Here is a 25,792-nt window from a genome sequence, read left to right as displayed (position 1 = left end):
CCGGGCTCAGAGGCTGTTGCGCCCGATGCCGTGGTAAATGACGCCGGCTTCCTTCATGTTGATCGGCTCGTAGAGATTGCGGCCGTCGAAGATGACTGGCGATTTCATCAGCGTCTTGAGCCGTTCGAGGTTGGGGCTGCGATAGGCCTTCCACTCGGTCACGATGATCAGCGCGTCGGCGCCGTCGAGCGCCTCCATCGGGTCCTTGGCGGAGGTGAAGCTGATGCGTTCGAGCAGCGAAGGCGCATCCGCGAAGTCGAGCTGGAGCACGCGCTGCGTCTCGTTGACGGCAATGGGGTCGTGCGCCACCACGCGCGCGCCGGCGCGAAGCAGCACGCTGATCACCACGCGGCTGGGCGCCTCGCGCATGTCGTCGGTGTTCGGCTTGAAGGCCAGCCCCCAGAGCGCGAAGGTGCGGCCGCTCAGGTCGGGGCCGAAGCGCTGCAGCACCTTGTTGGTCAGCACGCGCTTCTGCTCGTCGTTGACCGCCTCGACCGATTCGAGCACGCGCAGTGCCTGGCCGTTGTCGCGCGCAATGCGCGTCAGCGCCTGGATGTCCTTGGGGAAGCAGCTTCCGCCGTAGCCCGTTCCGGCATAGAGAAAGCTGTAGCCGATGCGCGGATCGGAGCCGATGCCCTGGCGCACGGCCTCGATGTCGGCGCCCACGCGGTCGGCCAGGTTGGCCAGTTCGTTCATGAAGCTGATGCGGGTGGCGAGCATCGCGTTGGCCGCGTACTTGGCGAACTCGGCGGAGCGCACATCCATCACGCGCGTGCGCTCATGGTTGCGGTTGAAAGGCGCGTAAAGCCGCCGCATCCAGCCCAGCGCCTCGCGACCGTTATCGTCGTCGGTGTAGCCGATGACGATGCGGTCGGGCCGCATGAAGTCCTCGACCGCCGCGCCTTCCTTCAGGAATTCGGGATTGCTGACGACCGAGAAGCGCAGGTCGGAACGCCCGCGCTTGTCGAGCTCTTCCTGGATCACCGCGGTGACGCGGTCGGCCGTGCCCACCGGCACTGTCGACTTGTCGACCACGACCTTGAAGCCCTCCATGTACCGGCCGACGTTGCGCGCCGCGGCCAGCACGTACTGCAGGTCGGCGCTGCCGTCCTCGTCGGGCGGCGTGCCGACCGCGATGAACTGCACGTCGCCATGCGCGACGGAGGCTTCGATGTCGGTGGAGAAGGAGAGTCGCTTGGCCGCGACGTTCGATTCGACGAGGTCGCCGAGGCCGGGCTCGTAGATCGGGATGCCGCCTTCGTTGAGCGTCGCGATCTTGCGCGGGTCGACGTCGAGGCAGAACACCTGGTTGCCGAGGTCCGCCAGGCAGGCACCGGTGACGAGTCCGACGTAGCCGGTGCCGATGATCGAGATGTTCATGAGCTCAGGCCGCCTTGGGTTCCGAGAGAATCTGGTCGAAATAGGCGATGGTCTTCGTCAGCCCTTCCTCGAGCTGGGTGCGGGGCGCCCATCCATCGAGTTCCTTCTGCGCGAGCGAGATGTCGGGGCGGCGCTGCTTGGGGTCGTCGGCGGGCAGGGGCATGCGCACCAGTTTGCTCTTGGACCCCGTCAGTTCGATGACCTTGTTGGCCAGCTCCAGCATCGAGAACTCGCCCGGGTTGCCGATGTTGATCGGGCCCGGCACCTCGTCGCCGGTGCCCATCATGCGAAGCATCGCTTCGACGAGATCGTCCACGTAGCAGAAGCTGCGGGTCTGCTGGCCATCGCCGTAGATGGTGATGTCCTCGCCCTTGAGCGCCTGCACGATGAAGTTCGAGACCACGCGGCCGTCGTTCAGGTGCATGCGGGGGCCGTAGGTATTGAAGATGCGCACGACCTTGATGCGAAGCTTGTGCTGGCGGTGGTAGTCGAAGAAGAGCGTCTCGGCGCAGCGCTTGCCTTCGTCGTAGCAGCTCCGAATGCCGATGGGGTTCACGCGGCCCCAGTAGGCCTCGACCTGGGGGTGGATTTCGGGGTCGCCGTAGACCTCGCTGGTGGAAGCCTGCAGGATCTTGGCGCGCACCCGCTTGGCCAGCCCGAGCATGTTGATGGCGCCATGCACGCTGGTCTTGGTGGTCTGCACCGGATCGTGCTGGTAGTGGATCGGCGAGGCGGGGCAGGCGAGGTTGAAGATCTCGTCGACCTCGATGTATAGCGGAAAGGTCACGTCGTGGCGCATCAGCTCGAAGCGTGGATGGTCGAGCAGGTGCTCGACGTTGCGCTTGGTGCCGGTGAAGAAGTTGTCGACGCACAGGACGTCGTGTCCTTGTTCGATGAGCCGGTCGCAGAGGTGGCTGCCGAGGAAGCCGGCGCCGCCGGTGACGAGCATTCGCTTGGAAGCGTTGTATTGCCGCATGCGTGTGATCACTCCGTAAAAAGATCCATCGGATCAGGGTTGCTGGGACCGCTGTTCGTACATCTTCGCGTCGACCAGCATCCGGAACCATAAGGCCTGGAAGAAGGCGAAGTAGAAGCCCGTCCGGCCATCGAGGAAACCCAGCCGGAAGACGTAGCGGTAAATGAAGTAGCTGAGCGAGCGCATGCCCGTCGGGAGCTTGTAGTACAGCTCCTTGATGTAGCGGGTGCGTTCGCGGGCATCGCCCGTGAGGCGCGGCGTCAGCACGTTATCGGCGGCCACGCGCGGGCCGAGCTTCTCCTTGGCTTCGGCGTCGCTCCAGCGGTTGTGGCTCGCGATCCAGTCGCTGAGCCGGGCCGAATTCTTGTCGTGCATGAACCCGTTGATCCGCCCCGGCTTCGCGGGGCTGATGAAATGCTGGTCGTACAGCCGGGACTCGCAGCGCCCCGAGCCCGACCGGAAGAGCCTGAGGTGCCACGGATTGACGCCGCTGAAGCGCAGCATCTTGCCCATGAAGTAGTCGCGGCGGCGGATCAGGTAGGCGTCGAATTCGGGCGTGCCCGCTAGCAGGGCGTTGATTTCGTCGACCGACCGGTCATCCAGCACCTCGTCGGCGTCCAGATGGAGCTGCCAGGCGTACGCGCCCTCGATCTGGGCGATCGCCCAGTTGCGCTGGTCGCTGTAGTTGGAGAAGGGACGCTGCACGACGGTGCATCCCAGTTCTTCGAGAATGGCGGGCGTGCCGTCGGACGAGTGGGAGTCGACCACATAGACGTGGGGGCTCACCTTCTTCGCCTGCGACACGGTTTCCCGAATGATCGAAGCGGAATTGAAGGTCAGGATGACAACAACGCAGCGAGGTAGTTCCATGAGGTTTGGGCGCTCGATGTGCGGTTCGGACGGTGGAGCTTGCCACCTTCCCAAGCGCGAAGCGTGCCAAACTTTAGCACTACATTCTTACGTTTTGGAACAGATCCGATGGCCGGCGGTACTCGTCCCAACGGCCTATGACCTCAGCTTGCTACTTTTCTGATAGCAGAAAAGCCAACAGCATCATGGTATTGGCGGGGTTTCGGGTAAACCCGAGCACGTCAGGCCAGCCGCTTGCGGTGCCGTGCAATCTGTTCACGAACCTGCGCCGGAGCGGTGCCACCGAGGATGTTCCGCGCAGTCAGCGAGCCGCGCAGGCTCAGGACGCCGTAGACATCCTTTTCGATCTTCGAATTGAAGGTCTGCAGCACGGCCAGCGGCAGCTCCGACAGATCCACCTTGTGCGAGATCGCCGCCTTGACCGCGTGCGCCACGGTTTCGTGCGCGTCACGGAAGGGCAGGCCCTTCTTCACCAGGTAGTCGGCCAGATCGGTGGCGGTCGCGTAACCGCGCAGCGCGGCGTTTTCCATGGCCACGGGTTTAACGGTGATGCCGCCGACCATCTCCGAGAAGATGCGCAAGGTGTCCTTGAGCGTGTCGACGGTGTCGAACAGGGGCTCCTTGTCTTCCTGGTTGTCCTTGTTGTAGGCGAGCGGCTGGCCCTTCATCAGCGTAATCAACGCCATCAGGTGGCCGACCACGCGGCCGGTCTTGCCGCGGGCGAGTTCGGGCACGTCCGGGTTCTTCTTCTGCGGCATGATCGAACTGCCGGTGCAGAAGCGGTCCGCGATGTCGATGAAGCCGAAGGACTGGCTCATCCACAGCACCAGTTCCTCGCTCAGGCGGCTGATGTGCACCATCGCGAGCGATGCCGCAGCAGTGAATTCGATGGCGAAGTCGCGGTCGCTCACGGCGTCGAGGCTGTTCTGGCAGACCTCGTCCATGCCGAGTGTGCGGGCCACGGCTTCGCGATCCAGCGGGTAGCTGGTGCCGGCCAGCGCAGCGGCGCCAAGCGGCAGGCGGTTCAACCTCTTGCGCACGTCGGCCATGCGTTCGGCGTCGCGCGCGAACATCTCGACGTAAGCCATCATGTGGTGCCCGAAGCTCACGGGCTGTGCCACCTGCAGGTGCGTGAAGCCGGGCAGGATCACTTCGACGTTCTTTTCGGCGATCTCGATCAACGACTTCTGCAGGTCCACCAGCAGGCCGCCGATCAGGTCGATCTCGCCGCGCAGCCAGAGGCGCACATCGGTGGCGACCTGGTCGTTGCGGCTGCGGCCGGTGTGCAGGCGCTTGCCGGCGTCGCCCACCAGTTGGGTGAGGCGGGCCTCGATGTTCAGGTGCACGTCCTCGAGGTCGAGCTTCCATTCGAAGGCGCCCGATTCGATTTCCTCGCGAATCTGCTTCATCCCGCGTTGGATATCGGCGTGGTCCTGCGCGCCGATGATCCCTTGGGCGGCCAACATCCCGGCATGCGCCAGCGAACCCTCGATGTCAGCCTGCCACAGACGCTTGTCGAAGAAGACGCTCGCGGTATAGCGTTTCACCAGGTCGCTCATCGGTTCGGAGAACAGGGCGGACCAGGCTTCGGATTTCTTGTCGAGTTGGTTTTGGGTCATGGGAGCCGTTCGGGAGGCAATAATGGGTTTGTCACCCAATGTTTCTGTGATGCGCAACCCGTCGATTTTATCGGCCACCCCTTCGTCGTCGTCCGCGACGACCCCGTCGGCGCCCTTGCAGCCCAAGGGGCGGGTGCCTGCGCGCGTGGGAATGGTGCTGTTCGACGCCTGCCAGATAGGGGTTGTGCTGCGCGCGGTGCTGTTCGTGGAGGTCGTGGTGGCGGTCGTCACCCTGTTCCTGGCGCCCACCCTGTCGGAGTGGCTGCTGCTGGCCGCGACCGTGACGGGCGGGGCCTTGCCCGCCACCTTGCTCTGGCTCCTCATTGCATGTGCTCTGAAGAAAGTGCTCAGCCGATTGCCGGTCCAGGCGCAGTACGCGGCGGGCGCCTTTCTCGGCGCGGTGGCCGGTCTCTACGGATGCGCCTTGCTTCGCCTGACCGGTGTGGTCGGTGGCGCCCCCTGGCTGGCCAGTGCCCTGGCCGGCGCGTTGTTTGCGGGGCTGATGATGGCGGCGCTGGTGCTGCGCGCGCGGGGGCGGACGCCAGCGGCCACGACGGCGCGGCTCGAAGAGCTCCAGTCGCGCATCCGGCCGCACTTTCTCTTCAACACCCTCAACAGTGCGATTGCCCTGGTCCGCGAGGAGCCGGCCAAGGCCGAGGCGATGCTGGAGGACCTGAGCGAGCTGTTCCGCCAGGCGCTGGCGGACCCCGGCGAGTCGGTCACGCTCGCGGACGAGATTGCGCTGGCCCAGCGTTATCTCGCCATCGAACAGGTGCGCTTCGGCGAACGCCTGCGCATCCGCTGGGACATCGACCCCGAGGCCAACATCGCCCGCCTGCCGCCCCTGCTGTTGCAGCCGTTGGTGGAGAACGCCGTCAAGCATGGCGTCGAGCCGAGTCCCGAGGGCGCCAAGTTGCGCATCCGCACGGAGCGCCGCGGCAGCATGGTGCTGATCGAGGTGATCAACAGCCTGCCGCCGTTGCGCTGGGCCGACCAGCCCTTGCCCCGAGGACACGGCATTGCGCTGGACAACGTGCGCGACCGTCTCCGGCTGCTCCACGACATGCAGGCGCAGTTCAGCGCCGGCATGGACCAGAAGAGCTATCGCGTCCGCATTGCCATTCCTGCAGAAACATGACCCCACTTCGCACCTTGATCGTCGATGACGAAGCGCTGGCGCGTTCGCGTCTGCGGGCTCTGCTGGCCGATTGCCGAGAACCCACGGCCGAGGTCGTCGCCGAGGCGGCACACGGGGAGGGTGCCCTCCACCATCTGGCGAGCACCCGCTTCGACCTGGTGTTGCTGGACGTCCATATGCCCGGCATCGACGGCATCGAACTGGCACGCAGCCTGCGCAGCCGGCCAGGGGCACCGGCGGTCGTGTTCGTCACCGCGTTCGCGGCGCACGCAGTCACCGCTTTCGAGCTGGAGGCGGTCGACTACCTGACCAAGCCCGTGCGGGCCGAGCGCCTGCAGCAGGCCCTGCAGAAGGTCGAGCGCCACCTGAAGGAACGTCGGCCAGCAGCGGCGCCGGAGGCACCCCAGGACGTCCTGCTCATCCAGGATCGCGGCCGCACGGAGCGGGTGCCCGTGGCCGAGGTGCTCTACCTGAAGTCCGAGTTCAAGTACCTCACGGTGCGCACTGCAGCGCGCAGCCACATCTTCGACGGCTCGCTCTCCGAGCTGGAAGAGCGCTTTCCCGCGCGCTTCGTGCGTGTGCATCGCAATGCGCTGGTCGCGCGCTCGGCCATCCGTGCGCTCGAAAAGTACGACGACGGCGAGGACGCCGAAGGCTGGGCACTTCGGCTCGACGGCATCCCGGAGCCGGTCGTGGTGTCGCGCCGGCAGCTGTCCTCGGTGCGCGAAGTGCTCAAGGAGCCGCGGTGAGCGCCGAGGCCGATCAGAAAGCCGCCGAAAGTGCCGACGCGAAGGTCGAGGCACCCGTCGAGTCGCAGGAACCGGATCGCGTGCTGCTGCACATGCCGGTCGACGTGCGCAGCGCGTCGCTGGTCGTGCTCGCGGTGTTGGCGACCGTGTTCGCCTTGCGCTGGGCTGCGGCGGTCTTCATTCCGTTGATGGTGAGCCTGATGCTGACCTATGCGCTGGCCCCCCTGGTCGACCTGCTCGAACGCTGGAAGATCTCGCGCTGGATCGGCGCGGCCGTGATCCTCCTCGGCCTCGGCGGGGCTTTTGGCTGGACGGGCTATTCGCTGTCGGGCAGCGCCTCCGAACTGCTCGATGCGCTCCCTGTCGCGGCGCAGAAACTGCGGATCGCTGTGCGCACCAACAGCCGCGCCACCGATGCGAACGCGCTCGACACGGTGCAGAAGGCAGCCGCGCAGCTCGAACAGGCCGCCGAGGAAAACTCGGCCAAGGTCGCAGCCCGCAAGGGCGTGGCGCGCGTGGTCATCGAACGACCCTCCTTCAACGTGCGCGACTATCTATGGAGCGGCACCGTGGGATTGATCGGCGCGGCCGGGCAACTCACGCTGGTGGCCTTCCTGACCTTTTTCGCGCTCGGTTCGGGCGATACTTTCCGCCGCAAGCTGGTCAAGATCACCGGGCCCAGCCTGCAGAAGAAAAAGATCACGGTGCATGTGCTGGATGACATCACGAAGCACATCGAACGCTATCTGATCGTGCAGATCCTCACCAGCGCGCTGGTCGGCGTCGCGACCGGGCTCGCCTTCTGGGCCATCGGGCTGGAGAACGCCGCGGTGTGGGGCATCCTGGCGGCGGTCACCAATCTGATTCCCTACATCGGTTCCGTCATCGTGATGGCGGCGGCGGGGCTGGTCGCTTTCCTGCAGTTCAACGGTATCGAGATGGCACTGCTGGTTGGTGGCGTGTCGCTGGTGATCCACACCCTCGTGGGGAACCTGCTGGTGCCGTTTCTGACGAGCCGCACGAGCCGGATGAACCCGGTCGCCGTGTTCGTCGGCGTGATTTTCTGGGGATGGCTCTGGGGGATCTGGGGGCTGCTCCTGGGGATCCCGATCATGATGGTGGCAAAGGCCACCTGCGATCACGTGGAGGATTTGCAGCCGATCGGGGAGTTGCTGGGGGAATAAAGCTCGCCCCCAGGCTTGCCCACTTCGTGTGGCCGCCTCCCCCCGACCGGGGGCAACACCGGCAGACCGGCGGAGCCGGTTCTGCGGTATTTCCCCAAGGAGTCATTTCACCCGGACGACAGCCCGGTCGGGTAGTACGCGCCAGATGATCCACTCGCCGGTCGCAATGTGATGCGTCGGTTTCGCTGCCTCCGGCGGATCGCCGCGCTGCAGTGTGAATTTCTTTCCTGCCAAACGCAGCACGATCTCGAACCCCGGCCAATCCTTCGGCACTCTCGGCGTGAGCGAAAGCTGGTCCCCGCGCACCGACAGGCCCAGCAGGGTCTCGACCGCGGCCCGGTGCATCCAGGCCGCCGAGCCCGTGTACCAGCTCCATCCGCCGCGCCCCGCATAGGGCGCCGCGCCGTACACATCACCGGCCATCACATAGGGCTCCAGCTCATACAACGGCCCGCGCTCGGGATGGCGAGCGCGATGCGCGGGGCTCAAGCCCTGGAAGCTCTGCCATGCGGCTTCGGTCTCGCCGTGCAACGCTTGCGCCATCAGAGCCCACACGGCGGCGTGCGAATACTGGCCGCCGTTCTCCCTGACGCCGGGCGGATAGGCCTGGATGTAGCCGGGGTTGTTGGTCGATCGCGCCAGCGGCGGATGCAGCAGCCGCATCAGCCCGTGGGGCTCGTCGTGCAGATGCTGCTTCATCGACGCGAGCGCCTGTGCCGTGTGTTTCTCGTCCGAGGCACCCGAGAGCAATGACCAGGCTTGCGCGATCAGGTCGATGCGGCATTCCTCGTTGATCGACGAGCCCAGCGGCGCGCCGTTGTCGAAAAAGGCACGCCGGAACCAGGTGCCGTCCCAGCCTGCGGCGTGCAGGGCGCTGATCCAGCCTTGTCGCGCTGTGAGCCACCGCCGTGCCCGCTCGTGTTCGCCGCGCGCCAGAGCGAAGGGCGCGAAGCGCTCTACCACGCTGCACAGAAACCAGGCGAGCCAGACCGATTCGCCTCGGCCCTCGTGGCCGACGCGATTCATGCCGTCGTTCCAGTCGCCGGTGCCCATCAGCGGCAGGCCATGCGCGCCGGCCGCGAGGCTGCGGTCGATGGTGCGGGCGCTGTGCTCGTAGATGCTGGCGTTGCGACTGCCGACCTGGGGCGCGTAGTAGGCGTCTTCGGCGCCGGGCGGAATTTCCGGGCCTTCGACGAAGGGCACGACTTCGTCGAGCACCGAACGATCGGCGGTGACCTCCACGTAATGCGACACCGCGTACGGCAACCACAGCAGGTCGTCGGAGAAATGCGTGCGCACGCCGGCGCCCCCGGGCGCGTGCCACCAGTGCTGCACGTCGCCTTCGGGGAACTGCCGCGCCGCATTGACGAGTATCTGCTCGCGCAGGCGCGCCGGATCTGTCAGCGCAAAAGCCATCGCATCCTGCAACTGGTCGCGGAAGCCGAAGGCACCGCCGGCCTGGTAGAAGCCGGCCTTGGACCACAGCCGGCACACCAGCGTCTGGTACATCAGCCAGCGGTTCACCATGGCATCGAAGAGCGGGTCGGGCGTCCTGACTTGAAGGCGGCCCAACAGTTCATCCCAGAAGCCGCGCGCCTGCGCAAGAGCCTCGGGCACGTCGCGCTGTTGCCAACGCCGGGCCAACTGCATGGCCGCGTCCGGATCGTCCGCGTGTCCCAGCATGAAGGTAAAGCTGGCACTCTCGCCGGTCGCGAGGCTGAATTCGCCGGCGATCGCGGCGCAGGCATCGAGGCCACTGCCGCCGCGCCCGCCGAGGGTCTCGGGCAATTCGATCGTGCCGCGGCCGGCGAAGAATTCGCTGCGCTCGCAGGTCCACTGCGTGGCGCCGTTGAGTCCCGCGAGTTGCAGGAAGCCGGTACTGCCGCCGAAGCCGGCGCTCGATTCCCGCTGCTGGCCGAACGTCGCCGCGAGGCCCTCTGGCTTCCACGTGTGAACCGTCCGCCGCTCTCCACGGGCCGCGCCCAGCTGCCACTCGACCATCGCAACGGCCCGCATGCGGCGGGCGTCGATGCCCTCGTTGCGGATCTTCACGTGCACCAGCTTCATCCGCTCGTCGCGGTCGGCGAAGAAGGTGGTTTCGAGTACCACGTTGCGGTGCAGGCATTCGAATACCGTATAGCCCTGTCCATGGCGCACGCGGTGCCGCGCAGCGACGACACCACGGCCGGCCGGAGTCAGAGGGAACAGCTCGCGCGAGTCGAGGTCCTGCAACAGGTAGTGTTCGAAGGCCGGATCCTGCACGGGATCGTTGGACCATGGCGTCACCTGATGAAGCCGGCTGTTGGTCGCCCAGGTGAAGCCCGTGCCCGATTCCGAGACCTGGAAGCCGAACGAGGCATTGGCGATCACATTGACCCAGGGCCGCACGGTGCGGCGGTTCACATCGACTTCGAAGCGGAATTCGCCGCTTTCGGCGTCGAAGCCGCCTTGCGGCGCAATCAAGGCGTCGTTGATGTGTGCGGTGGGCGGGAGCGTCGAGAGCGGGACGCGAGGCCGCGCGTCGTCTTCGGTCGGCCCCACGGACTCGCGCAGCGCCGCCACCTGGGATTCGAGCGATCGCCCATCGGCGGTGAAGACCACGCGGGCCAGGCTCGACAGCGCGGCTTTCTCCGAACGCGCCACTTCGGCGTCGCGCAGCAGGTAGAAGCCGGCGGCGTCGTTGCGCGGAAAACTGTTCTGCGTCTGTTGTGCAACGCGGTTGCGCAGCGCCTCGATGTCCCTTTGCAGGGGCATCAGGTACGAATGCGGCTCGCTGTTGAGGACCACGAGGTCGCAAGCCACGCCGCCGAAGCCCCACCAGGGCTGTGCACGCAGCAGCGTGTCGACCAGCCCCTTGCCCTCCATGGAGTGGATATAGACGAGCACGATCGGCTTGTCGCCCGAGATGCCGAAACGCCAGATCTGCCGCAGGTCGATCAGGCCACGGTCGCGCATCACGCGGGGCGTGGTGTAGGTCAGGATGGTCGTGAGATCCTGCAGCGCGAGGTTCTTCGCGGGATCGATGCTCAGGTCGCGCAGGCGTACTTGCGCCAACGTCGCGGCCATGCGCGTCGCACGTTCCACGTGCATCGGCTGCAGGTAGCGGTCGATGCAGGGCATGAGCGCTTCGACGTCGTCGTCGGCTGCGGTCGCGAAGGTCACGCGGGCGGTGGCGCCCGGCTCGATCGACAGGCGCACGCGCAGGCACGCGATCGGGTCGAGGCCGTTGATCGGTGTGCTGTCCGCCGCCAGCGGCTGCGGATCGAGCGAAGGCGTGGCGAGCGTGCGATTGCGCCCGATGAAGGCGCGCCGATCCGTCATGCAGTCGATGGACAGCACCTGCGCGTCCACTGACGCGACGAAGTGCGCCGCTGCGACAATCGGGTCGCCATGCAGGCGCGGCTTGCGCGACATCAACAGCGCGCGCCAACCTGGCTCCCAGCGGCTGTCGACGAACAGGTTCGCGAAGGCCGGATGCGCCTCGTCGGCCTTTGGGTTGGACAGCACCGGCTCGAAGTACGAGATGAGTTCCAGCGTGCGCGTTTCGGTGCCCGTGTTGTGCAGCGCGACGGTGCGCAGCTCGGTGTCGTCCTCGGGGCTGATGAGCACGGTGATGCGCGCCTGCAGTCCCGGTCCCGTCGCGTCGAACTGCACCTGGTCGGCGAGAAAGCGTGCCCCGTAGCGCCAATGTTCGCCGGGGGCGGGCAGGGCCGTCAGCGATGTGAGTGCGCGGCTGTTCGCGTCGCGGACGTAGAAGAAGGTGCCGTAGCCGTCGCGCAGCGGATCGTCCCGCCAGCGGCTCACGTTGAACGAGCGCCAGCGGCTCACGCCCGCACCGTTGGCGCGCAGTGCCACGGTGTAGCTGCCGTTCGAGAGGAGGTGCGTGGGCTGGAAGCCGGGCTCCATCGGGTCGACGACGCGGGGCTGGAAGATCGGTGGCGCCTCGCCCGTCGCCGGCTCGGGCGGCGTGCGCGGATCGGCGCTGCCGATGATCTGGCGCGGCGTGCGCTCGTGCAACAGCGACGCATGCGCTTCCACCAGAGGTGCGCTGCCGAACCAGCGGCGCGGTGCGTCGCCGCGCACGGCATTGCACAGGGCCACCAGAGTCATGCCGTGGTGGTGCGCCATGACGTTGCGCACGACGGTGTAGGGTTGTCCGGCAGGCTGGCGCGAGACGGTGTAATCGACCGCGTCGAAAAATCCTAACTCGCCGCGCGCGCCGAGCGATTCGAGCAGGCGCAGGTTCTCCACCGCATCGGCCGGCCGGAGCACCGCCGCCATCGCGGTGGCGTAGGGTGCGACCACGCGATCGGTAGGAGGCGTGCGGCGCAACGCGAGCCTCGGGACGCCGAAAGGCGAATATTGATAGGCGAGCGAATGGTCCTGCGCGAAGTAGGCGGATTCGGAAACTCCCCATGGCAGCCCGTGTGCCGAACCGAAGCTCTGCTGTTCGCCGATGGCGACGAGGTTCGCAACCTGCAGCAAGCCGCCGTGCGGCTCGGCCATGACGAGCGCGGGCATCAGGTACTCGAACATCGAGCCCGACCAGGACTTGAGGCCCGGCTTCACCCCCACGGAAAGGAAGGGGCGGCCCAGCGCCATCCAGTGGCGGCGCGGCACGTCGCCCTTGGCGATGGCCAGGAAGCTGAGCAGCCGCGACTCGGAGGCGAGCAGGTCGTAGTAGCTTGCGTCGAGCACGTTCTCTTCGATCCGCAGTCCGATGTGGAAGAGGTGGCGCTTGGTGTCGTACAGCCCGCGGAAATCCATGCCCGCGCACAAGGTCTCGCAGCGCTGCGCCAGCGTCTCCATCTCTGCGGACTCGCCCTCCGCGGCAGCGAAAGCGCGACAAGCTTGCGCGACCGCGATCAGATGGCCCGCGAGGTTGCCGCTGTCGACGCTCGATACATAGGCTGGCGGCAGCATCCGCAGCGATCGCGTGTCGTACCAGTTGTAGAGATGTCCCTCGTGCTTGTCGAGGCGATCGACCGTGTCGAGCGTCGCGGCCAGCCGCGCGGCGAGCGCCCCCGTGTCGATCCAGCCGAACTCCCGTGCGCAGCAGCACGCCAGGAGGTACATGCCGATGTTGGTCGGCGACGTGCGGTGCGCGACGGTGGGCTCGGGTTCGAACTGGAGGTTGTCGGGCGGAAGGTGGTTGTCCTCGGCACCGACGACGTGCTCGAAGAAGAGCCAGGTGTCGCGCGCCAGGATTTCGAGGTAGCTGCGCCGTTCGGCGGTCAGTTCGCCTTCGGTTGCTGCCGGCGTGCGACTGCTCCACCACGCAGCGACCGGGGCGAGCGCCCACAGCCCGAAGAGCAGGGGCCCCATCCAGGGATGCGGGCTCCACATCGATGCCACGGCGAGCGCGAGGCACACGGTGCTGGTGAGTGCGCCACCCCGCACGAACGACTGCAACTCATAGCGCGCCTGCGCCTGGGCCTGGGCGGCCGTCGTCCATTCGAGCAGATGGCGACGGCTCACCGCCAATCGCCATGCAGCGCGGACCGACGCATCGAGCAGCAGGCGCGTCTGCGCCGCCAACTGCATGAATTGCCAGGCGGCGCTGGCCAGGGCGCGCAGCAGTTCGGTCCCTCCAACATCGAAGAAGTGCGGCAGCTCGATCGAGCGCCGCGTCGGCACCAGTCCGGCGAGGGCGCCCAGCAGAGGCCCGAGCGCGAGCGCCGAGGCGACCGCTGCCAGCGCCCAGGTCAACGGAAGCGAATCCGTGAAGATGACCCACACGAGCAGCGCGATCGATGCCGGCACCACCAGGGCCCGGCGCAGGTTGTCGCTCATCTTCCATAGACCGAGTGCATCGATGCCGAAGCGCCGAGCGCGCAGCATGAGCGGCAGGAGTTGCCAGTCACCGCGCGTCCAGCGATGCACGCGCGACGCAGCGACGCCGGCGTGGTGGGGATGGTCCTCGATCAGGACCAGGTCGCTCACCACCGCGCAGCGCGCGACCGTGCCTTCGAGCAGGTCGTGGCTGAGCACCGCGCCGTCGGGCATGCGCCGGTCCAACGTCGCGTGCACGGCTTGCACGTTGAGCAGGCCCTTGCCCGTGAACGACCCGGTGCCGAAGACGTCCTGGTAGAGGTCGGAGGCGCTGTTGCTGTAAGGGTCGAGCCCGCACTGGCCCGCGAACATCCAGTGGAACAGCGAGCGTTCCTCGTGCTCTGGAAAGGGTGTGACGATGCGCGGCTGGAAGATGCCGAAGCCCGCCACCACGCGCTGGCCTTCTTCGGCAATCTGCGGTGTGTTCAGCGGATGCGCGGCGACCGCAACCAGGTCGCGCAGCGTGCCGGGCGGCAGGCCGGTGTCGCTGTCGAGCGTCATCACGTACGGGATGCGCGCGGCCAGTTGTAGTCCCTGCGCGGTCGGCATGAAGCCGCTCGCGTCGTCGACGGCCAGCAGGCGCAGCAGCATCTCGAGCTTGCCGCGCTTGCGCTCCCAGCCCATCCAGCGCTGTTCGGTGTCGGACCAGGTTCGCGGGCGGTGCACCAGCGTGAAGCGCGGCGGCATGCCTGCGGGTGTGGGGTAGGTGTCGTTGAGCGCGGCGATGCGCCGCATCGCGTCGTCGAGCAGGGCTGCGTCGTCCGGCATCGAGGCTTGCGGGGCATCCGTCCAGTCGGTCAGCAGGGCGAACTGCGCATGATCCTCGCGGTTGGCGAGCCAATGCAAGTGCAGACGGTGAGTGAGTTGGGCATTGGCCTCCAGCGAACTGAGCATCGACGGGACGACCACGAGCACGCGATGCGATTGCGGGATGCCCGCGGCGAAATCCAGACGCGGCAGCGCGCGCACGCGAGTCGATTCGGCGACGATGCGGTGCACCAGCGCGATCACCGATTCGGAGAGCGGCCAGGCCAGCAGCACCAGCGCCACCACGGACGTCCAGGCGGCATCGGGCCAGCCGACGCGGTTCAGGCCATGGACTGAAGCGGCCAGCATCAGCGCCGTGCCGACGACGATCGTCAGCGCGTAGAGCGGCAGGCGCCAGCTGCGATGAGAAATACGTCGCAGCGAAAACGGCACCGCCCGGTCGCCGCCGGCGGGCGCCAGCGCGGCGATCAATGCCAGGCGGCCTTCGCCGAAGAGGTAGTAGCCGGCCGTCCGCTCAGCCAGCGACCAGCGCGCCTCTTCATCTTCCTGCGCCCGAGGGTCGTCGGTGGCTTCCAGCGCCAGGCGTACCACCACTTCCGCGACTTCGCGCTCCGGCTTTCGCAGGGCGCGCGCGACCTGCTCCATCGCGTGCGTGATCTGCTGACGCGTGAGTTCGCTCTCGCGGCCATAGCTGGGCAATTGCCGCAGCACCCGCAGCGAGCGGCTGACCGGCTCGATCAGGTCGGCCCACTCGACCTGCCCGATCATGCGCAGGGTGATGATGATGTTGCCGACCGTGAGGTTGGCGGCGGCCTGCGCCGTTTGTGCATCCGCGATCAGTGCGGGACCGTTCGGGCAGTGCTGCTCGGTCCATTTCACGAGCGCTGGTGCGTTATCGCCGTGCTCGACGGGTAAGCGCTGCCACAGCTGAGTGAGGTAGTTCTCCTGCATGCCGCGGCTTTGCAGCGCGCGGTAGAGCACATCGAGGTCCTGCATCGAAAGGCTCTCGGCCGCGTCCCATGCCGCGTGCGCGACTTCGCGCGCCACCTTGCTCTCGGCAATGCTCTCCGCGACGCGCCGCAGGTTCTCCAGCAGGACCACCCGCAGCGTGGTCGGCAAGGCCCACAGCTCGCCGAGCGTGAGCTCGTCGATGTCCTGGTAGGCGTTGAGGAACGCGGTAAACAGTTCCTTGTTCAGCACGCTGTCCGTGTGCGCCACGTAGGCCCAGGCGATTCCGTAGACCCGCGGCAGGCCGGCCAGCGGTGGTGCCGCCAGCTTGGGCAGCCGCGCGTAGTAGCTGCGTGGCACGCCCTCGCGGATCTGATGGAGTTGCGCCTCGACGAGATGGAAGTTGTCGAGCAGCCATTCGGCCGCCGGCGTCACGTAGCGGCCGCTCTGCGAGATCAACGCGATGTAGTCGAAGGCGCTGCGCAGCGATGCGAGGTTCTTGTCGACTCTCGGAAAAAAAGGTGTGGCATCGCCTCGCGCGTTGCCGCGCTGTACGACCTGCGCGCGTGCCAGGCTGTGGCCGTGCTGCTCGAAACGCTGGGCGCCGAACAGTTCGGCCCGGATCGGTGGCTCGACCGGTTGGTGCGGGCTCAGGAGCAGGTTGCGCGCGTACTGGCTCAGCGAATCGAGCCGGTCGACGACCGCCGCGGCGCTCAAGCGACCGCGAACAGTCCGATGGCGAGCACCACGGCCACGCAGGCCATCGTCACGATGCGGCCAGCGGCGACTGAACGCACCCGCTGCAGATGGCTCTGGACCGCAAACCATCGCCCTTGTGCAGACGCGCAATGTCGCATGTGGGATGCCAGCGCATCGAAGTCGCCGCTGACGAAGTCGATTGGGGAACGGGCAAGCGATTGCGGGGTAGACATGGCGGAGATTCCTCTGAACGGCCCTTGAGCCGCCGCGCGATTGCGAGAGCTGTGAACGTAGGGGTCAGGGTACTCTTCATTGAATACCCTTCCTTTCTCCCTTGTCGGTTGTTGACGTAGGAGACGGCGCACATCACCGTTTTATCTTCTTCATCGGCCGGGCGCGCGGTCTTTTGCGGCCGGTATAGTGGCGCAGCCTCGCGCGCAACCGTGCGCAGGCCAATAGAAGATTCAGGGAGTGTTCACATGGAAAACCGCTTGCGGTCAGGGCACGCGCACGCCCGACCAAACGATTTCATTCGTCTCGCCAAGAGCCGCTGCAACACCGGGGCACCGTGTTGCTAAGGTTGCTGGACTCGGCTTCTCCACTGCCCCACCGCTTCAGCTGGCGCTTGCCGGTGGAGCGCGGCATGAACCGTTTTACCCTCACTCCTTTGACGCGCCGGTTCTCCACGGCGATATGTGTGGCCATGCTGACGACCCTGGCTGCCTGTGCGATGGGGCCGAAGCAGGCCTTTCACGGTTTTTCCTTTGATGGGAAATCCGACAGATGGGCCACCCAAGTTGATTTGCTGGAGTACAGCTACGGCGATCAGTATCGAATGGTGAGAGACAAAGTTCAGCCACCGAAGGAAAGACTCGGGCCGCAGTCCAGTGTCTTTGGCGCCATGCCTATTGGCGAATTTTTATTCGTGAAATGGCGCATCAAGGCCACAGGCGAAGTTATTGAGGATCGGGTCGATTTGCGCAACCTTTTGCCGTCCGACATGGAGAAATATAAAGTGACTTTTGTGATTGATGGCAAGCAGCTTCATGTGTTCTTGGTGACGCCGAAAGCCAAGCACGAATACGACCCGCCAATTCTGAAAACAACGGAGTCAAGGTACCTCGTAACTCGCGAAATCTACCCCGTCAATACGCATAAATAACAAGTCATCAGGGAGCGTGAAAATGGGAGCCTCAATTGCAGGATACTTGTCGCCCCGCCGAAGTCGCAGAATTGGAAGCAGCGAGAGCCCGTCTTTTAACGGCCGATTCCGGCGTTCCGGCCCGCAGGTTCGTTTACCTCGCGGCCTTTGATGGCACCGGCAATGACCGGAACAACATACCGTTGTCCGGCCATCCTTTTCAGACCAATGTGGCCAATCTTTACGACCAAGCGCAGGCGAGCGAAAGCGATGGTTTCAGGGCTGGCTACTTCCCTGGCGTCGGCACTGGCGGCAGTCATGGCAACCGGATCAATGCGGGGGTTTTACCCACGCCAACTGTTCATCAGGCGGCCGAAGCCGCGCCGCAGGAATTGACGAGACAAGCCCGTGACTATTTGGAGAGACACCACTGCGGCGACTTCCTCCGACCTTTCCGTCTCCACCGTGGGGTTCAGTCGAGGCACCGCCACTCAAGTGGTGTTTGCTCAACTCCTGCACGAGCGCGGCCTCGTCTTGCCCGATGGCACCGTCGTCGCCCCGCCGGGCTCCGTCCCCATCGCCAGCATGGTCCTGATCGACCCCGTGCATACATTCATCCAGGGAGACATGTCATTGCCCCCCAACGTGTTGGGCAACGTCATGGTGTTCGGCGCCAAGGACGAATTGCGCGGTGAATTCAAGCTTGCCGATTACAGGGCCGATCCGCGCGTCAGGTTCACCGAAATCGACGGCAACCACTCGGGCATCGGCGGCGGCTACGACCTGCATGGCACAGCGGCCGTGGTCCTTGAAGCCAGCACTGCGTATTTTCATAACAGCGGCGTCGCCCTGGGCGATGTCCCGCCTAAACGCCGTTTCGATCCCAGCCGGCCCATTGCACGGTACACCGAGGTCTATCAGATTGCGCGCAACGGCGATGTTCTGGTCGACGGAAAGAGCCGTCCTGTGCCCGAGTGGAGCGTCCTTCGATCGCGCGGCATCACGCCCGTCGGGTCGTCCGGCCCGGCACACCCCAAGGCGGAGCAAGTCGGCCTCGACAATTCCGCACACCCGGACCATGCGCTCTATTTGCGAACCCGCACCCTGGTGCATGAGATGGATCGAGCGCATGGCCGTGCACCCGACGAGCGCAGCGACAACCTGGCTGCCGCGTTAATAGTCGCCGCACGCAACCATGGAATGAGCCGCATCGACCATCTGTCGCCCAGCACCGACGCCGCCTCCAAGATCTTCGCGGTGCGAGGCGATCTGAAATCGTTGTTCAAGCAGATCGCCAGCGTGCCGACGATGGAGTCGCTCCACACGCCGATGGCGCAAAGCGCGGCGCAATGGCCGCAGGCGATGCAGCAGTTCCAGCGTCACGCACACGATCGAGAGCGGGCTCAGGCCCTCGATCAGCGAAACGCGCAGCAGCAGGCCGGCCCGGTCATGAGCATGCAGCGCTAGCTAACCCGTGTTCCGCAACCCTGCCGCCACCCCGTTGATGGACATGTGAATGCCGCGTTGCAGCCGTTCGTCGTCCTGCCCCGCGCGGTAGCGGCGCATCAGTTCCACCTGCAGGTGGTGCAGTGGGTCGATGTACGGAAAACGATGGCGAATGGAGCGTTGCATCTCGGCATTGCCTTCCAGTCGTTGCCTCGCGCCCGTGATCAGCACCAGCGCATCCGAGGTCCGGTGCCACTCGGCGTCGATCATGGAGAACACTTTCTGGCGCAGCTTGCGCTCGGCTACCAGCTCCGAGTAGCGCGAGGCCAGTGCGAGGTCGCTCTTGGCGAGCACCATGTCCATGTTGGACAGCAGCGTGCGAAAGAAGGGCCATTGCACGTACATGCGCTGGAGCAAGGCGTGGCGCTCCTTGCGCGCGGCCGGATTGGCGGCCTGCGCGAGGAACTGCTCGATGGCGGATCCGAACCCGTACCAGCCAGGCAGGGTGAGCCGGCACTGCCCCCAACTGAAGCTCCATGGCACCGCCCGCAGGTCTTCGATGCTGCGGCTCGGGTTGCGCGAGGCCGGGCGCGAGCCGATGTTGAGTTCGGCTATTTCGCGGATCGGCGTGGCGCTGAAGAAGTAGTCGCCGAAGCCCGGTGTTTCGTAGACCAGCGCCCGGTAAGCCGCCATGCTCGCCGCCGACAACTCGGCCGCGGCCGCCACGAAGGTCGCGGGCGCCGCCTTGGCGGTCGGCAGGAGCGTGGCCTCCAGCGTCGCGGCGACCAGCGTCTCGAGATTGCGCCGGCCGATCTCGTGGTTGGCGTACTTCGAGCCGATCACTTCGCCTTGTTCGGTCAAGCGGATCTGCCCGCGCACCGTGCCCGGCGGCTGCGCGAGGATCGCCTGGTAGCTCGGACCGCCTCCGCGACCCACCGTGCCGCCTCGGCCGTGGAACATGCGCAGGCGGATGGGCACGCTGCTCTCCACGTTCAGTTCGTCGAAGAGCGCGACCAGCGCGAGGCCGGCGCGATAAAGCTCCCAGTTGCTGGTGAAGATGCCGCCGTCCTTGTTGCTGTCGCTGTAGCCGAGCATCACGTCCTGTTCGGCGCCCGAACGCTGGATCAGTGCATGGATGCCGGGCAGGGCGTAGAAGGCGCGCACGATCGGCGCGGCGTTGCGCAAGTCCTCGATGGTTTCGAAGAGCGGCACGACGATCAAATCGCAGGTGGCGTTCTCGGCCAGCGTTCCGCGCAACAGGCCGACCTCCTTCTGGAGCAAAAAGGCTTCGAGCAGATCGCTCACGGTCTCCGTGTGGCTGATGATGTAGTGGCGGATGGCCGCCACGCCGAAGCGCGCACGCGCCGTGCGGGCAGCGGCGAAGATCGCGATCTCGCTCCTTGCCAGGGGCGAGTAGTCGGCATCCGGCACGCGCAAGGGGCGGGCGTCGTCGAGCAGCCGCAGCAGCAGCGTCTGCTTGGCCTCCTCGGCCAGCGAGGCGTAGTCGGGCTCAATGCGCGCGGTGGCGAGCAGTTCGGCGACCACCGCCTCGTGCTTGTCCGAACTTTGGCGCAGGTCGACCGTTGCGAGGTGAAAGCCGAACACTTCCACCGCGCGGATCAGCGGATGCAGCCGTTGCGCGGCCAGCACGGCGCCGTGCTTGTCGCCGAGCGATTCCTCGATGGTGCGCAGGTCGGCCAGGAACTCCTCGGCGTTGGGATAGGGGTTCTGCGGCGGCACGGCGTGGCGCGCGGCCTGCCCGCCGGTGAGATCACGCAGGGTCGCGGCCAGGCGCGAGTAGATACCCGTCAATGCGCGGCGATAGGGCTCGTCCACCCGGTGCTCGTTCTTGTCGGGCGAGCGCTCGGCCAGCGCCTGCATCTCCACCGACACGTCGACCAGGGTGGCCGACAGCGACAGCTCGCCGCCCAGGTAGTGCACTTCCGTCAGGTAGTGGCGCAGCGCCAACTCGGCCTGGCGCCGCAGGGCGTACTCCAAGGTCTCGGCCGTCACGTTGGGATTGCCGTCGCGGTCTCCGCCGATCCACTGGCCCATGCGCAGGAAGGGCGCGACCGAAGGGACAGCGCCGCCGTGGGCCAGCGCCTTCTCCAGATCGGCATACACGCGCGGGATCTCGCGCAGGAAAGTCGCTTCGTAGTAGCTCAGCGCATTCTCGATCTCGTCGGCCACCGTGAGCTTCGAGAAGCGCAGGAGGCGCGTCTGCCAGAGCTGCGTGACGCGGGTCCGCATCTGGCTTTCGTTCTCGGCGTATTCGATCGGTGTCAACGCATCCTTCTTGCCCGCGAAGGCGAGCTGCCGCAAGGCGATCTCGTCGCGAGCGGTTAGCAGCTGCGCGATGGCGCGCTCGGCGTCCAGGATGCTCTTGCGCTGCACCTCGGTCGGGTGCGCGGTAAGCACCGGCGACACGTAGCTGTGCACGAGCGACGCTACCACCGCCTCGGGCTTGATGCCGGCCTTGCGGATGCGCGCGAGTGCGACCTCCAGGCTGCCTTCGGCGCTCTCGCCGGCACGGTCGGCTTCGGTGCGGCGCCGGATCTGGTGGCGGTCCTCCGCCAGGTTCGCAAGGTGGCTGAAGTAGGTGAAGGCGCGGATGACCCGCACCGTCTCGGCCGCGCTCAGGCCCTTGAGCAGGTTCTTGAGCGCGCGGTCCGCCGCATGGTCCGCGTCGCGCCGGAAAGCCACCGACAGGGTGCGGATCTTTTCCACCAGCGCGTAGCTTTCCGCGCCTTCCTGCTCGCGGATCACATCGCCGAGGATGCGGCCGAGGAGGCGGATGTCGTTGATGAGGGGCAGGTCTTCGTCACTGTGCCGGCGCTTGGTGGCAGCCGGGGCGGGGCTCGTCTTCATTCGGAACATCTCCTCGTTCGATGGGCCTGCGGCGACGTTGCTGCGGCGCAACATGCTAGCATCCCGCGGGTCTCTTTCTCATGGGAAAAACGGTCTTGAGCAACATCGTCATCGCCACGCGCGAAAGCCGGCTGGCCATGTGGCAAGCCGAGCACGTCAAGGCCCTTCTGCAAGAACAAGGCCACACGGTAAGCCTGCTCGGCATGACCACCCGCGGCGACCAGATCCTCGACCGCTCGCTCAGCAAGGTCGGCGGCAAGGGACTCTTCGTCAAGGAACTCGAACTCGCGCTCGAAGAAGGGCGCGCCGACATCGCGGTGCATTCGCTCAAGGACGTGCCGATGGACCTGCCCGAAGGGTTCGCGCTGGCCTGCGTGCTGGAGCGCGAGGATCCCCGCGACGCGCTCGTGTCGCCGCGCTATCCGTCGCTCGACGACTTGCCGCAAGGCGCGGTGGTCGGCACCTCCAGCCTGCGTCGCGTGGTGCTGCTGCGCGCGCTGCGGCCTGATCTGCGGATCGAGCCCTTGCGCGGAAATCTCGACACGCGGCTGCGCAAACTCGACGAAGGTCAGTACGACGCGATCGTGCTGGCCGCTGCCGGCTTGAAGCGGCTGGGCCTCGAAAGCCGCATCCGCCAGACCTTCGAGCCCGACACCATGCTGCCGGCCGCAGGGCAGGGTGCGCTCGGCATCGAGGTGCGCGCGGATCGAAATGACTTGATCGATCTGCTCGCGCCACTGTCGAGCCGCAGCGACTGGCTCGCCACCGCGGCTGAGCGCGCGGTCAGCCGCGCGATGGGCGGCAGCTGCTCCATGCCGCTGGCGGCCCATGCGAGATGGCAGCCCGATGACGGCCTGCGCATCGATGCGGCCTGGGGCGATCCCGAGGGCACGCAACCGCTGGTGCGGGTGCATGTGTTGGCCCATGTTTCGGATTTCGCGGAGGCCGGCGCGCTAGGCGACGATGCCGCGAGGATGCTGCGCGCGGCCGGCGCACATTGAAATGGCCGCCTCACGCGTGATCGTCACGCGCCCAGCCCGCGAGGCTGCGCGCTGGGTCGACGATTTGCGGGCCGCGGGGCTGGACGCGGTCGCATTGCCGTTGATCGCAATCGAGCCGCTGGAAGATCCCCGGGCGCTTCACGCGACGTGGCGACACCTCTCCGACTATGACGCGCTGATGTTCGTGAGCGCCGCCGCAGCCGAGCATTTCTTCAGGGGCATCGACGCCAGCGCGGCCGCACGTTCGCGCTTCTGGGGAACAGGTCCCGGCACCACGCGCGGGCTGCGGGAAGCTGGCGTGCCGGAGTCGTCGATCGACGCGCCGCCTGCGGATGCCGCGCAGTTCGATTCCGAAGCCCTGTGGGCGCTGGTGCGACCGCAGGTGCGGCCAGGGACACGGGTGCTGATCGTGCGGGGTGGCGACGCTTCGGGCCGGGTCTCTGGACGCGATTGGCTTGCGCGCGAGATCGCCGCGGCTGGCGGTGCTTGCGACGAGGTGACCGCCTATCGACGTCTGGCACCGACCTTCGGCGAGGCCGAGCACCAGCTCGCGGCCGAAGCTGCGAGCGGGGGCGCGGTCTGGCTGTTCAGCAGTTCGGAGGCCATCGCCAATCTGTGCCGCTGCATGCCCGACACGCGATGGAACGCGGCGCGGGCGATTGCCACGCACGAGCGCATCGCCGATGCAGCGCGCGCGGCGGGTTTCGGCAGTGTGCGAGTCTCCAGCCCGTCGCCGGTGGCACTGGTCGCGTCGATAGAATCCCTCGCATGAGCGACGCTTCCGTCTTGAATGAGTCCCCGCATGAGGCTGTGGTGCGCGCTCCGGTGCTGTCCCCTGTGCAGACAAGCCATGCGGCGGCCGTGGCGTTGCTGTCGAAAGTCATGTTCGCGGTGCTGGCCATCGTTGCCCTGGCCGCGCTGGTGATTGCACTGGCGCTCTGGCAAAAGGTCAGCGGCATGCAGGAGCAGCTCGCGCGCCAGAGCGCCGATGCACTCGCCCAATCCCTCGAGGCCCGCACGCTTGCACGGCAAGCGCATGAAGTCGTGCGCGACACGGCGGCGCGGCTGGCCCTCGCCGAGACGCGCGTGGGCGAGGTCGCCTTGCAACGCTCCCAGCTCGAGGAGCTGATGCAGAGTCTTTCGCGCTCGCGCGACGAGAACCTGGTCGTCGACATCGAGGCGGCCGTGCGGCTCGCGTTGCAGCAGGCGCAGGTCACGGGCAACGTCCAGCCTTTGCTTGCGGCGCTCAAGGCGGGCGACATGCGAATTTCGCGCGCCGCGCAGCCGCGTCTCGCTCCGCTGCAGCGCGCGATGCAGCACGATGCCGACCGGCTTCGCAGCAGCGCGAGCGGCGACAACGGCGAAGCGCTCCAGAAGCTCGACGACCTCATTCGCAGCGTGGACGACTTGCCCGTTCTCAACGCGGTGGGCACGCGCATCGCGGGGAGCAATGCGCTGCAGGTCGAGCCCGTGCCGGCGGATGCTCCGTGGTGGCAGCGCTTCCTGTCGATGGTGCGCAACGAGGCGCGCTCGCTGCTGCGGGTCGGACGCATCGAACGCCCCGAGGCGGTGCTGCTGACGCCCGACCAGACCTTCTTCCTGCGCGAGAACCTCAAGCTCAAGCTGCTCAACGCGCGCCTGGCGCTGTTGTCGAGGCAGGTCGATACGGCCCGCGGCGAGCTCGCGACGGTCTCGGCGGCGATCAACCGCTATTTCGATCCGGCCTCGCGTCGCGTCCAGGCCGCCGCCACGCTGGTGCAGCAGCTCCAGGCGCAGGTGAAGACCAGCGAGCCGCCGCGCGTCGACGAAACCTTGGCGGCGTTGGCAACGGCCGCGGCCGGTCGCTAGTCGGGTTATGCGCGCAGCCCTTTGGTTTCTCGCACTCTTCGGCATCGCGGCTGCTGTCGCGCTGTTCGCCGGCAACAACCAGGGCACGATCACCGTCTTCTGGCCGCCATGGCGGGTCGACCTGTCGCTGAACCTGGTGCTGCTGCTCCTGGTGGCCGCCTTCGTGCTGCTGCACGTTGCGCTGCGCGGTCTCTCGGCGCTCTTCTCGCTGCCGAAGCAGGCGCGTCAGTGGCGCCTGCAGCAAAAGGAGCGTGCGCTGCACGCCGCGCTGCTCGACGCCGCGGTGCAACTGCTGGCCGGACGCTTTTCGCGCGCGCGCAAGTCCGCCCTGGCCGCGCTCTCGCAGGAAAGAGCGCTCGCGGCGCTGGACGCGGGGCTTCCGCAGGCCTTGCAGGTGCGTGTCATGGCGCATCTGCTTGCGGCAGAGAGCGCGCAATCGCTGCAGGACCGCCCCGCTCGCGATGCCCATCTGCAGCAGGCCCTCAACGAGAGTGCGGAGCGCGGCGCCCTGTCGACGCCCGAAACACGCGAAGGTGTGCAATTGCGTGCCGCCCGCTGGGCGCTCGACGATCGCGATGCGCCCGCCGCCCTGGCTCGGCTGGAGGAGCTGCCGCAGGGCGCGCAACGGCGGACGTTGGCATTGCGCTTGCGCCTGAAGGCGACGCGTCAGGATGGCCGGACGCTTGAAGCGCTCGAAACCGCGCGCCTGTTGGCCAAGCACCGCGCCTTCTCGGATGCCGCGGCACAAAGCATCGTGCGCGGGCTGGCGACCGAACTGCTGTCGGGCGCACACGATCCGACCCAACTGTTGCGCGCCTGGAATGAGTTCGAAAGCTGGGAGCGCGAGATGCCCGAGGTCGCGATCCACGCGGCCCAGCGCATGGTGGCGCTGCGCGGCGATCTCACGCTGGCGCGCGCCTGGCTGCTGCCGGTCTGGGAACGCATGATCGAGCAGCCTCATAGCCTGGGTGCATCCCTGCAGGTCAGGCTGGTGAGAGCCCTTGAGGCGGGTCTCGACTCGGTCGATGCCGAATGGCTGGCCCGCATCGAATCGGCGCAGCGAAACAGCCCGCGCGACGCCAATCTGCAGTACCTTGCCGGAATGGCCTGCATGCGGCGCCAGCTCTGGGGCAAGGCGCAACAGTTGCTCACACAGGCCGGACTTGGCTTGCATGACGCGAACCTACATCGACGAGCCTGGCTGGCGCTGGCGCAACTTGCCGAAGCGCGCGACGATGCGGACCAGGCCTCCGCAGCCTGGAAGCGCGCGGCTCAAGCAGAAAATCCCTGAGAAACCCCCGCCGCACGCGGCGAGTGTGCTATCT

Annotated in this window: 17 protein-coding genes; 9 read left to right on the top strand and 8 right to left on the bottom strand. The window is 66.6% G+C overall.

All coding sequences use genetic code 11. The features are described 5' to 3' along the window. Positions 1–6 precede the first annotated feature (6 nt). The 4 genes from QTI04_RS24640 to argH form a co-directional block, all read right to left on the bottom strand. The gene (locus QTI04_RS24640) at positions 7–1,380 is read right to left on the bottom strand and encodes a UDP-glucose/GDP-mannose dehydrogenase family protein (protein ID WP_286617868.1); all 1,374 of its coding nucleotides are present in this window, start codon (positions 1,378–1,380) and stop codon (positions 7–9) included. A 4-nt stretch (positions 1,381–1,384) separates the two neighbouring features. Next, a complete protein-coding gene (locus QTI04_RS24635; RefSeq protein ID WP_286600066.1) occupies positions 1,385–2,356 on the bottom strand; it encodes a UDP-glucuronic acid decarboxylase family protein in 972 nt (323 codons plus the stop codon). Positions 2,357–2,389: 33 nt separating this feature from the next. After that, positions 2,390–3,226 carry a glycosyltransferase family 2 protein gene (locus QTI04_RS24630; protein ID WP_286599364.1) on the bottom strand — a complete coding sequence of 279 codons (837 nt, stop codon included), beginning with the start codon at positions 3,224–3,226 and terminating at the stop codon, positions 2,390–2,392. A gap of 221 nt (positions 3,227–3,447) precedes the next feature. Further along, positions 3,448–4,845 (bottom strand): argininosuccinate lyase, encoded by a 1,398-nt coding sequence (argH, locus tag QTI04_RS24625; protein WP_286617867.1) that lies wholly within the window; start codon positions 4,843–4,845, stop codon positions 3,448–3,450. Between the two features lie 49 nt (positions 4,846–4,894). Here argH and QTI04_RS24620 point away from each other — a divergent pair, with 49 nt between their 5' ends. The 3 genes from QTI04_RS24620 to QTI04_RS24610 are packed head-to-tail and all read left to right on the top strand — an operon-like array spanning position 4,895 to position 7,916. Further along, entirely contained in the window at positions 4,895–5,983 is a 1,089-nt protein-coding gene (locus tag QTI04_RS24620) for a sensor histidine kinase (RefSeq protein ID WP_286617866.1), read from the top strand. Then, on the top strand, positions 5,980–6,732 hold the full coding sequence (locus QTI04_RS24615) for a LytTR family DNA-binding domain-containing protein (RefSeq protein ID WP_286599370.1): 753 nt from the start codon (positions 5,980–5,982) through the stop codon (positions 6,730–6,732). The genes QTI04_RS24620 and QTI04_RS24615 overlap by 4 nt, the downstream gene beginning before the upstream one ends. Then, on the top strand, positions 6,729–7,916 hold the full coding sequence (locus QTI04_RS24610) for an AI-2E family transporter (RefSeq protein WP_286599371.1): 1,188 nt from the start codon (positions 6,729–6,731) through the stop codon (positions 7,914–7,916). The genes QTI04_RS24615 and QTI04_RS24610 overlap by 4 nt, the downstream gene beginning before the upstream one ends. Positions 7,917–8,018: 102 nt before the next feature. Here QTI04_RS24610 and QTI04_RS24605 read toward each other — a convergent pair whose 3' ends face one another. Further along, the gene (locus QTI04_RS24605) at positions 8,019–16,181 is read right to left on the bottom strand and encodes a glucoamylase family protein (protein ID WP_286617865.1); all 8,163 of its coding nucleotides are present in this window, start codon (positions 16,179–16,181) and stop codon (positions 8,019–8,021) included. Further along, positions 16,178–16,396 (bottom strand): hypothetical protein, encoded by a 219-nt coding sequence (locus tag QTI04_RS24600; protein WP_286599373.1) that lies wholly within the window; start codon positions 16,394–16,396, stop codon positions 16,178–16,180. The genes QTI04_RS24605 and QTI04_RS24600 overlap by 4 nt, the downstream gene beginning before the upstream one ends. A 410-nt stretch (positions 16,397–16,806) precedes the next feature. Here QTI04_RS24600 and QTI04_RS24595 point away from each other — a divergent pair, with 410 nt between their 5' ends. Continuing rightward, entirely contained in the window at positions 16,807–17,325 is a 519-nt protein-coding gene (locus QTI04_RS24595; protein WP_286617864.1) for a hypothetical protein, read from the top strand. Positions 17,326–17,420: 95 nt separating this feature from the next. On the opposite strand, the gene QTI04_RS24590 is transcribed toward QTI04_RS24595, so the two are convergent. Continuing rightward, on the bottom strand, positions 17,421–17,624 hold the full coding sequence (locus QTI04_RS24590) for a hypothetical protein (RefSeq protein WP_286617863.1): 204 nt from the start codon (positions 17,622–17,624) through the stop codon (positions 17,421–17,423). 88 nt (positions 17,625–17,712) lie between these two features. On the opposite strand from QTI04_RS24590, the gene QTI04_RS24585 reads away from it, so the two are divergent. Then, the gene (locus tag QTI04_RS24585) at positions 17,713–18,771 is read left to right on the top strand and encodes an XVIPCD domain-containing protein (RefSeq protein WP_286617862.1); all 1,059 of its coding nucleotides are present in this window, start codon (positions 17,713–17,715) and stop codon (positions 18,769–18,771) included. Here the strand turns inward: QTI04_RS24585 and ppc are convergent, their stop codons facing one another. Then, positions 18,772–21,618, bottom strand: a complete 2,847-nt coding sequence (ppc, locus tag QTI04_RS24580; protein WP_286617861.1) for a phosphoenolpyruvate carboxylase — start codon at positions 21,616–21,618, stop codon at positions 18,772–18,774. 80 nt (positions 21,619–21,698) lie between these two features. Here ppc and hemC point away from each other — a divergent pair, with 80 nt between their 5' ends. Genes hemC through QTI04_RS24560 form a run of 4 tightly spaced genes read left to right on the top strand, consistent with a single transcriptional unit; the run spans position 21,699 to position 25,758 of the window. Beyond that, a complete protein-coding gene (hemC, locus tag QTI04_RS24575) occupies positions 21,699–22,619 on the top strand; it encodes a hydroxymethylbilane synthase (protein WP_286617860.1) in 921 nt (306 codons plus the stop codon). Position 22,620: 1 nt separating this feature from the next. After that, entirely contained in the window at positions 22,621–23,391 is a 771-nt protein-coding gene (locus tag QTI04_RS24570; protein WP_286617859.1) for a uroporphyrinogen-III synthase, read from the top strand. Continuing rightward, positions 23,388–24,467, top strand: a complete 1,080-nt coding sequence (locus tag QTI04_RS24565; RefSeq protein ID WP_286599382.1) for a uroporphyrinogen-III C-methyltransferase — start codon at positions 23,388–23,390, stop codon at positions 24,465–24,467. Before QTI04_RS24570 ends, QTI04_RS24565 begins: the two co-directional genes overlap by 4 nt. Positions 24,468–24,474: 7 nt before the next feature. Continuing rightward, positions 24,475–25,758: a heme biosynthesis protein HemY gene (locus tag QTI04_RS24560; RefSeq protein ID WP_286599383.1), complete on the top strand. Its 1,284-nt coding sequence runs from the start codon at positions 24,475–24,477 to the stop codon at positions 25,756–25,758. The last annotated feature ends 34 nt before the right edge of the window (positions 25,759–25,792 follow it).

This window comes from Variovorax sp. J22R115 (genome assembly GCF_030317005.1).
GTDB lineage: Bacteria > Pseudomonadota > Gammaproteobacteria > Burkholderiales > Burkholderiaceae_C > Variovorax.
The sequence above is the reverse complement of the archived record's forward strand: the minus strand, read 5'-3'. Positions and strand labels throughout refer to the sequence as shown.